9 protein-coding genes are annotated in these 9,658 nt (G+C 55.4%); 8 read left to right on the forward strand and 1 reads right to left on the reverse strand.

The features are described 5' to 3' along the window. The first annotated feature begins 67 nt into the window (after nucleotides 1-67). The 8 genes from AC2FLA_RS21075 to AC2FLA_RS21110 all read left to right on the forward strand — a co-directional run bounded on the left by AC2FLA_RS21075 (nucleotide 68) and on the right by AC2FLA_RS21110 (nucleotide 7,706). Nucleotides 68-844 (forward strand): maleate cis-trans isomerase family protein, encoded by a 777-nt coding sequence (locus AC2FLA_RS21075; RefSeq protein WP_496725025.1) that lies wholly within the window; start codon nucleotides 68-70, stop codon nucleotides 842-844. Then, complete coding sequence (ehuB, locus tag AC2FLA_RS21080; RefSeq protein ID WP_496725027.1) at nucleotides 841-1,689, forward strand: ectoine/hydroxyectoine ABC transporter substrate-binding protein EhuB; 849 nt, start codon at nucleotides 841-843, stop codon at nucleotides 1,687-1,689. Before AC2FLA_RS21075 ends, ehuB begins: the two co-directional genes overlap by 4 nt. Before the next feature lie 64 nt (nucleotides 1,690-1,753). Next, nucleotides 1,754-2,473, forward strand: coding sequence for an ectoine/hydroxyectoine ABC transporter permease subunit EhuC (ehuC, locus tag AC2FLA_RS21085; RefSeq protein WP_496725029.1), 720 nt, complete (start codon nucleotides 1,754-1,756; stop codon nucleotides 2,471-2,473). A 3-nt stretch (nucleotides 2,474-2,476) separates the two neighbouring features. Beyond that, a complete protein-coding gene (ehuD, locus tag AC2FLA_RS21090) occupies nucleotides 2,477-3,142 on the forward strand; it encodes an ectoine/hydroxyectoine ABC transporter permease subunit EhuD (protein ID WP_496725031.1) in 666 nt (221 codons plus the stop codon). Continuing rightward, on the forward strand, nucleotides 3,139-3,915 hold the full coding sequence (gene ehuA, locus AC2FLA_RS21095; RefSeq protein ID WP_496725033.1) for an ectoine/hydroxyectoine ABC transporter ATP-binding protein EhuA: 777 nt from the start codon (nucleotides 3,139-3,141) through the stop codon (nucleotides 3,913-3,915). The genes ehuD and ehuA overlap by 4 nt, the downstream gene beginning before the upstream one ends. Nucleotides 3,916-3,920: 5 nt before the next feature. Next, complete coding sequence (locus tag AC2FLA_RS21100; RefSeq protein WP_496725035.1) at nucleotides 3,921-5,336, forward strand: amidase family protein; 1,416 nt, start codon at nucleotides 3,921-3,923, stop codon at nucleotides 5,334-5,336. Next, the gene (locus tag AC2FLA_RS21105; RefSeq protein WP_496725037.1) at nucleotides 5,336-6,022 is read left to right on the forward strand and encodes a GntR family transcriptional regulator; all 687 of its coding nucleotides are present in this window, start codon (nucleotides 5,336-5,338) and stop codon (nucleotides 6,020-6,022) included. Before AC2FLA_RS21100 ends, AC2FLA_RS21105 begins: the two co-directional genes overlap by 1 nt. 37 nt (nucleotides 6,023-6,059) lie before the next feature. Further along, complete coding sequence (locus AC2FLA_RS21110) at nucleotides 6,060-7,706, forward strand: choline dehydrogenase (RefSeq protein WP_496725039.1); 1,647 nt, start codon at nucleotides 6,060-6,062, stop codon at nucleotides 7,704-7,706. A 58-nt stretch (nucleotides 7,707-7,764) separates the two neighbouring features. On the opposite strand, the gene AC2FLA_RS21115 is transcribed toward AC2FLA_RS21110, so the two are convergent. Further along, nucleotides 7,765-9,183: an aldehyde dehydrogenase family protein gene (locus AC2FLA_RS21115; RefSeq protein WP_496725041.1), complete on the reverse strand. Its 1,419-nt coding sequence runs from the start codon at nucleotides 9,181-9,183 to the stop codon at nucleotides 7,765-7,767. Nucleotides 9,184-9,658 lie beyond the last annotated feature (475 nt).

A 9,658-nucleotide genomic window follows, 5' to 3' on the forward strand; every position in this document is an offset into this window, starting at 1 on the left:
TTTGCTCCGGCCGGTTGGTCTCTCTGACGAAGCGGTCAGGTCCGATAAGCCTGTGAGGTGCCGATAAATGGACACAAGCAAGATATTCGGGAACAGTCCGGGCGAGTATCGCATTGGTGTTGTCGCCCTGGCCAATGATCAGGTGATCGAGCGCGACCTGACTCGTATGCTGCCGTGCGAAGCTCTGACTTACACCACCAGAATTGCTTTTGGAGGCGACTGCACGCTGGAACAGCTGGCAAAAATGGCGTCGGTCCTGAGCGACGCAGTAGATCTCCTCAATCCTGAGGTGGAACTGGATGCTGTGGTTTTGGGTTGTACCTCGGGCACGATCGCTATCGGATCGGACAATGTACGCAGCGCAATCCGTAAGTCGTCGCCAAAAGCCATTGTTGTAAACCCTGTAGAGGCTGCCTGTGCAGCCTTCGACCATCTTGGTGCCAAACGCCTGAACTTCGTCACCCCATATGAAAGCGAAATCGCCGATCTGATGGCGCGCACGTTTTCTGAGCGCGGGTTCGAAATCGTCAACCGACATGATTTCGGTATCACCAGGTCGGCTGATATCAGCCGCGTGACCCCGGAAGCGATATTCAAAGTGGCCACGTCGCTGAGTACTTGGGGCGTCGATGCGACCTTTGTCTCCTGTACTGACTTCCAGTCATTGACGGTACTGGAAAGCATAGAAACCGCGACAGGCTTGCCTGTGATTTCCAGCAATCAGGCGATGGTCTGGCAGCTTGTCACCCATTCAGGCCTGACGAACAGTATACCCGGCTTTGGCCGATTGCTTGAAAACTTCGAAAAAGAAAAAACTACTCGTCAACAAGGAGAACTGACATGAATTTCACGCGCCGACACCTGCTGTCTACTGCGACAGCTATGGTTACCGTTGCCCTCTCTGCAACGGCCAGCCTTGCCGAAACCCTGAACGACCGCGCGACGGGCGAAGGTCTGCGGGTCGCGTTCTATAATTTCTCGCCTTATGCCTACAAGGACGCCGATGATAACCTGGTTGGCACCGATGTCGAAACACTCACAGCCGTCCTAGAAAAGATGGGTGGAAAAGTGGCTGAGGCGAACTCGACCGAATGGGGTGCGCTGATCCCCGGGCTCAAAGCCGATCGTTTCGATGTGGTTGCTGCGGGCATGTTCGTGACGCCCAAGCGCTGCGCCGAAGTGCAATTTTCCGAACCGACATTCGGCATTCAGCAAGCGATGTTGGTAGAAAAAGGTAATCCGAAAGGCGTTAGCAACTACGAGTCCATTGCCGAGAACGGCCTGAAAGTGGGTGCCGTGGCTGGGGCCGCTCAGGTCGGCTATGCACAGGCTGCCGGTGTGGATGATGTAAGTATTTCGCAACTGCCGGACAACCCAACGGGTGTTGCGGCGCTGAAAGCCGGCCGCATTGATGCCTGGGCGGTTTCAGCACCAGGTGTGCGGCAGATCATTGCCAACGATCCCGGAGGCGTCGAGTCCACTCCGGTTTTTGCCGAAGTGGCAGATCAGCCGGCGGTGTCGCACGGCGCGTTTGCCTTCCGTCCGGATGATGCGGAATTCGTCACTGCCTTCAATGCAACGATGGCAGATTTCATTGGTTCAGCTGAACATATTGCGATTATGGAAAAGCATGGCATGACGGCAGATGAACTGCCAATCAGTTCAACAGCCCAGCTTTGCGGCGGTTGAGCCCAAGAAGGAACCCGGCCCGACCAACGGGCCGGGAAACACGAAACACTTGCGGAGAATGCGCATGAATCGCATCGCTATCGTATCCGCGTTGATCGCCTTTCTGGTCGGTATGACCTTCGCCACGTTTTCAGAAATGCGGGTATTTCTGCCTGCCATTCTGAAAGGGGCGGTGGTGACCGTTCAGGTCTCGATCCTGTCGATTGCGCTGTTTCTCTTTATGTCGGTGATCTCAGGCATCGGCAGGCTGTCTGCCAATAGGCCCATCCGTTGGACTTCGATTTTTTACATCGAGGTGTTCCGGGGAACGTCGCTGCTGGTCATCCTGTTCTGGATGTTCTTCGTAATGCCTGAGTTTGGCGTCACCCTGTCTCCAATGGTAGCCGGTGTGACGGCCATAGGCTTGAACTTTGGCGCCTATGGGGCCGAGGTCGTGCGCGGAGCGATCGCAGCTGTGCCGAAGGGCCAGACCGAGGCAACCATCGCTCTAAATATGACGCCCTATAAGCGCTTGACACGGATCGTTCTACCGCAAGCCATCGCTGTCATGATCCCGGGCATGAGCAATCTGACAATTGAACTGATCAAGGCTACGGCGCTGGTGTCAGCAGTGACCTTGGTCGACATCACCTATGCGGCGGTTCAGCAGAACCAGTTGCACTACCGAACAGTGGAAATCTTCTTCATCACCATGCTGCTTTACTACGTCTTCGCACAGTTTGTGCGCTTTGGCGGTGAAGCGCTGGAAGAACATTACTCCCGTCACCTGAGCAAGAGGGTCTGAGCCATGGATTGGAGATGGGATTTTACCTTCGACGTGGTCTTGCCCAAGATGTGGCAAGCTGCGGGTGTGACGATCTGGGCCACAGTAGCCAGCTTTGCTTTTGCTCTGGTGGGCGGGCTGATCCTCATGCTTTTGAAAACCAACCGGTCGGCCTGGATCAGCCGTCCGGCGACCGAATTGATTGAGTTTATCCGGGCCACACCGCTATTGGTTCAGATATTCTTTCTGTTTTTTCTGCTGCCGGAGATCGGCCTGACCCTGCCGCCGCTGACCACAGGAATTCTGGCCATCGGCATCTACAACTCAGCGCTGTGCGCCGAGGTTTATCGCGCCGGGTTTCAGGCGGTCCCCAAAGGTCAGTGGGAGGCATGTATCGCGCTGAACATGTCAACGTATCGCACCTTCCGGGATGTGATTATTCCGCAATCTCTACCGCCGATCGTACCCGCATTGGGTAACTATCTGGTTGCGATCTTTAAGGAAACACCGCTGCTGTCATTCGTGGCTGTGGCCGAGATCATGCAGGTCTCGAAACTGATCGGGGCAGAATATTATCGGTTCACTGAGGCGATCACCATCGCCGGGATATTCTTTCTGGTCATGAGCCTGATCGCGGCCTTCGGCATCCGTCTCGTTGAAAACTACGTCAAGAGGAGCATCCTGCATTGACCCACCCCATGATTCAATTCGACAAAGTCCTTAAGGCCTATGGAGCGCTTCAGGTCCTCAAGGATCTGGACTTCTCGGTCGATACTGGTGAGGTGGTCTCGATCATCGGCCCCTCTGGCTCGGGTAAAACCACCGTTTTACGTGTTCTAATGACGTTGGAGGGCATTCAAGGCGGCACCATGTATGTCGACGGTGAACCCTTGAATAAGATGAACGTGGATGGCCAGCTGGTGGATGCGTCCAAGGCACATGTCCGGCGCATCCGGTCCAAGATTGGAATGGTGTTTCAGAGCTTCAACCTCTTTCCGCACATGACAGCATTGGATAACTGCAACGAAAGTCCGATCCACACTCAAGGCAAGTCCAAAGCCGAGGCGACTGAGGAATCCATGCGGTTGCTGGAAATGGTGGGGCTGGCGGAAAAGGCCAATCACTATCCCAGTCAGCTATCGGGTGGCCAGCAACAGCGCGTTGCCATCGCTCGAACACTTGCCATGCATCCCGAAATTCTGCTGTTTGACGAGCCGACATCAGCGCTGGACCCGGAAATGGTCGGTGAAGTACTTGAGGTGATCCGCGATCTGGCGAAATCCGGCGATTACACCATGCTGTTGGTCACACACCAGATGGGCTTTGCGCGCGAAGTGTCGGATCGTGTCTGTTTCTTCGACGGCGGCAAGATGGTCGAGCAGGGCAAGCCGGATGATCTGTTTGGTAATCCGCAGCATGATCGTCTGAAGCAGTTCTTGTCCAAGGTTTTGGAGGCAGGATGATTCAGATGGTGTCATCACATCCAAACAGGGCATGCGGCCTCTATCCGGATGCGGTGACGCTGCGTGCAGCTATTGCCCGCAAAAAAGTGTCTGCGCGCGATGCGCTGGAAGCCTGTTTGACGGCAATCGATGACCGTAATGACGCGATCAATGCCGTTGTCTATGAGGACAAAGTGGGCGCGAGGGCACAGGCCGATGCCTGCGACGGTGTTGAAGATTGCTTTGGGCCGCTCCACGGTGTTCCGGTTACCATAAAGGAATGTTTCGATTGGGCCGGGCACCCAACAACATGGGGCGATCCTGACCGATCCAACTGTATCGCGGAAACCGATTCACATGTCGTCTCGCGCCTGAAAAAAGCGGGTGCGGTCATTATTGGAAAAACCAACATCCCTCCATATTTATCGGACTGGGAAACAGCAAACCCCTTGTTCGGACAGACGCGCAACCCGCATGATCCAAGTCGCAGCGCGGGAGGGTCGTCAGGCGGTTCGGCGGCAGCGGTGGCCAGCGGCATGTCCTACATTGACATCGGCAGCGATCAGGGCGGTTCAATCCGATATCCAGCACATTGCTGTGGTGTTTTCGGATTGAAGCCGAGCTGGGGTGAAATCTCGCTTGCTGGGCACAGCCCATTGAATGAACTTCGCGAACCCGATATCGGAGCGGCAGGTCTTCTGACCCGCTCGGCCCGCGATATCGCTCTGGCGCTTTCGGTTTTGCGTACCAAGCCCGCCTCAGACAAAAAGATCTTTCCCAAAAAGATCAAAATCGCACGATTGCCTACGCAGTCAGGCTGCCCGATTGATACACGCTATCAGCAAGCATTGGACAAGTTCACCGACCGCCTACGTAATACCGGGACAACGGTTGTCCAGGCGCAACCCGATATTGATTTTGAACGAGCGACCGAGGTGATGAACTTACTGGTTCGTGCGGAAACCTCGCGGAAAACCGAACTTGTTGCAGATTATCGCGTGCGACAGCAGTTGGAGCCCGCCACTAAAAACAAACTCGCAGAACTCAACGCGATTGGTACCGCCCTCAGCCATCGGGACTGGTTGATCCTGCATGAGGAGAGGTTGGAGATGTGCCGGAAAGTGGCTGGGTTTTTTGAGGAGTTCGATGTTCTTTTGTGCCCTGCGGCCGCGGGTCCACCCCCCGCGTTTCGCGTTGCCAATGATGTAGCCAGCCGAACTGTGCATGTGAACGGCAATGATATGCCTGTTCTGAAGCTTCACATGCTGTATATGCTTGGCAGTTTGCTGTATCTGCCCGCGTGCGTCATGCCTATCGGCGACCGAATTGAGGGAATGCCGGTTGGAGTGCAACTGGTCGGGGCTTTCGGCAGCGACGATCTCTTGCTTGCGGCCGCCAGCGCATTCAATGGCTCCGGTGTCAATCAAATGGGAAGAGGATAATGAAAGAGTTTCTCAACTACGGCGATGGCCCCAAAGCGATCTATGAGATTTTGAAAAGGCAGATCATCGCGGGTGAATGGGAACCTGGCCAAGAGCTCAAGATCATGCCATTGGCAGCCGAGATGGATGTCTCGATCGTCCCACTGCGGGAAGCAGTAAGGATGCTGGCCTCGGAAAACCTGATCGAGTTGCGCCCTCGCCGTAGCCCGATCATCGCGCGCATCGACGTTCGGGACCTTGTGGAAATGAACCAGATTCGTGGCGCTTTAGAGCCAATTATTCTGGCGGACGCCGTCCCGAGGCATACCGCGAAAACCCTAAAAGCGTGTGAAAAGGTTCTGAACCGAACTGAGAAGGTCAAAGACCCATGGGAAATGGTAGAGCTGAACAAGGATTTCCATCTGACGCTGCTGGGACCGTCGAGGCTGCAACGATCACTGGACATCGTCTCAGATCAGTATGATGGCATTGCGCGGCTGACACAGTTTCGCGTGGTCACACATGAACATCAGCTAGGAAAACTACACAGCGAACATGCTCGTATTCTCGATGCGGCTAAAAAAGGTGACGTTGCCGCCGCTGTCGCGGAAATGACCACGCACATCGATCAGGCCACAACACGCGCGGCGAAGGAACTAACCGAAGCGGAAACCCGGGACGAATTGTCTGTCACCAACACCGCCTGATCTGTCGATCGGGGGTACAATCAATAACGAAGTCGAAATGCAAACAGATTATGATTTCATCGTGGTCGGCTCGGGTAGCGCCGGGGCAATCATTGCGGCCAGGTTGGCTGAAGACAGCAATAACAAAGTACTTTTGCTGGAAGCAGGGCCAAGGGATTCAAGCCTGCTGTTTCATGTGCCGGCCGCAATGCGTTACGCCTATAACGCGCCAAAATATAACTGGAATTTTGAAACCGAACCCGAGCCCTACCTGAACAATCGGGTGTTGGTGCAACCGCGTGGCAAGGTGCTGGGTGGATCCAGCTCGATCAACGGTCAGCTATATCTACGCGGACACCCGATGGACTATGAAGGCTGGGCCGAAAGTGGCGCGCGGGGCTGGTCCTATGCGGATGTACTGCCCTACTTCCAGCGGCTGGAGACCCGCGTCGACGACGGCAACGAATATCAGGGGCATTCCGGCAAGATCCGCGCGTCGACTATGGGGTCCGACAATCCGCTGACCCGGGCCTTTCTGGATGCGGGGGAAGAAGCGGGATATTACCGCACCGACGATGTGAATGGCGGCCAGCAGGACGGGTTCGGGTATTTGCCCAAGAACGTGGCCGATGGTCGCCGGTCCTCGACCGCTTATTGTTATTTGCACAACCCACCAACCAATCTGGATATCCAGACGGGCTGCATTGTCCGTAATCTGATCATCGAAGACAGGGCTGCTAAAGGCGTCCGTTATGTACAAGGTGGGCGCGAGGTTGCTGCCACCGCCCGGCGCGAGGTTGTGTTGTCTGCTGGGGCGTTCAATAGCCCGACAATCCTCATGCATTCGGGCGTCGGCCCTGCGGCGCAATTAGGTGAACACGGGATCAAGGTTGTGCATGACCTTCCCGGTGTTGGCGAGAACCTGATGGACCATCCTTTGACGTCATTGCAGGTGAAATGCACTCAGCCGGTTACGCTCTATCGGCATCTGAACCTGTTCAGCCAGGCGAAAGGGGTAATCGACTGGGCGTTGACCCGCAAAGGGCTTTTGGCCAACAACCATTTCGACGCGGTCTGTTTCATCCGCACTAAGGCGGGCGTGCGGTTTCCGAACATTCAGATTGCGCTGTTCCAGATTGCGGTGGCCGAAGGTTCGGCGGATTTCATTAAAGAACATGCGTTCCAGCTACAATTCACCAATCAGCGCCCGCATAGTCGAGGTTATGTCAAGCTGGCGTCAAACGATCCCTTCGCTGCCCCGCGTATTCGTTACAACATGCTGGAACATCCTGAAGATGTCGAAGAATTGGTCGCCGGCTTGCGCTTGTCGCGCGAACTGACCGAGCAGCCGTCATTGGCTGTCTTTACCGGCGATGAGATATTCCCCGGCGCGATGGTGCAAAGCGACGCTGATATCGAAACGTGGCTGCGTGAGAACTGCCATTCTTCGTATCACCCATCCGGCACCTGCAAGATGGGCGTGGACGAGATGGCAGTGGTTGATCCGGAATGCCGGGTTCATGGCATTGACAATTTGCGGGTCGCGGACGCCTCGATCATGCCCATAATCCCGTCTGCCAACCTTAATTGCCCGACGATGATGATTGGCGAAAAAGCGTCTGACATGATCCTCGGCAAGGACCCTCTGCCGCCGTCGAACCTGCCATTTTTCTCGGATCCCAATTGGGAGTCCGTACAGCGCTAACAGTTCTCACTGGAAAGGGCGGTCAGCGGTCGCCCTTTCCAGTTTAGCGGAGTTTAATTCAGGGTTTCGCGGCTGTCAGGCGCGGGAACAGATACTCCTGCACCGCTGCTTCACCGCCGACACAGCCCAGACCGCTGGCCTTCACGCCGCCAAAAGGGACATCGATGTAAGCGGTGGTCAACTGGTTGACGGCAACAGTGCCAGTTTGCAGTCGGGCGGCGACAGCCTCGGCCTCGGTCTGATCGGGGCCATAGACATAGCTCGACAAGCCCAGCTCGCAATCATTAGAGCGTGCGATGACATCATCCAGATCGTCGTAAGGGGCGATGCAGGCGATGGGTCCAAAAATCTCTTCACCCATGCCCAGGGCCTCATCAGGTACATTTGCGAACACGCGGGGTGGGGCATAGAAGCCCTCGTTCTGTGGAGCGGGCTCGTTCAGCACGGGCGTTGCCCCCTTCGCCAGCGCGTCAGCGGCGATTTTGTCCATCGACTGCACACGTTCCATATTGGCCAGCGGTCCCATGGTTGTGCTATCGTCAGCGCCATCTCCCAGAATTAACCTGCGGGCATAACCGCCTGCGGCCTCGGCAAAGGCGTCATGCTGGTCTCGGTTCACATAGATGCGGTTGGGCGCGGTACAGACCTGGCCGGCATTCCAGAACCGTTTGGATATAAGCGCTTTCGCCACCTGGTCCACATCTGAACCCGGTAGTACTATGGCGGGCGCGTTGCCGCCCAGCTCCAGCGTGCAACGCATGATCTCAGCCCCGCATTGCGAGGCCAGCACGCGACCTACATTGACCGACCCGGTATAGGACAAATGCCTCATAGCTGGGTGCTTGATCAGACGTGCCGACAGTTTCGAAGACGACCCCATGACTAGATTGACCGCTCCGCAGGGCAGATCTGCCCTATTGAGAATCTCAACAAGCATCGCAACTGACGAGGGTGTGTCGTTGTTGGCGAGCACTACTACAGTACAACCCGCAGCCAGCGCGGGAGCGATATGTACAGCCGCGGTTTCGACCGGGAAATTCCATGTGGTAATGACAATCACGGGCCCGACCGGCACCATGTCGATGGTGCGGCGTGCGCCTTGCCCCGGCCGTTCGTAAGAAAAGGCCATGGTATCCGCCATCTCGGCAAAATGTTCGAACATACCGACAACCCCGGACATCTCAAGACGAGCTTCGTCCAGCGGCTTACCCTGTTCTGCAGTGATCTGCGCGGCCAACTTCTCGGAGGCCGCCTTAACACGGGCGGCAATGTCATCAAGTACCCACGCGCGGCGTTTTGGCGGCACCTGCGACCACGCTTCGAACGCTCGTCCAGCGGCTTCAGCGGCGCTGTCGGCATCTTCTTCGCTTGCACAGACAAACTCGTCAAACGGCTGGCCGAGGGCAGGATTAATAAGGGGGCGAACTTCGCGCCCGTCAGCCGGAACTCTGGTGTTGTCGACGATCGGTTGGAACATTTCTTGCCTCTTGGTCAAGCTAAGTCATGTAAATTGATATACTATATTATATAGCATCCAACAATAACTCGCTTTGATAAAGGGACGTGGATTTCGTTACAATTATGTTGATGGCGGAATATGAGCTCACGGTGAAGCGCAATATCTGATTTATTCTTTTACGTCAGACGGTTCCAAATTTTCATCAGGTTGTTTTCAAAGGGTGTTGTCACAGGTTCTGTTGCAAACTTTTGGCCATTGACGCTCTTGGAATTAGTGGATGAATGACTGTCGGTCAAATCAAGTCGAAAGCCAGCTCATGATTTCCTTCAGAGGTGCGCAATATCCGAAAGATGTGATCCTATTCGTAGTGGGTGTTGTCACGTTAACTTGCCGTTTGGTTGCTCATGCCCGTAATTGGACGTAGGTGGCATCGATAAGTCATCGTCAATCAGCTACAAGCGCCACCGGTTTCCCCTTCAGATCATCGCGCACG

The organism is Ruegeria sp. CDSA033 (assembly GCF_059612305.1).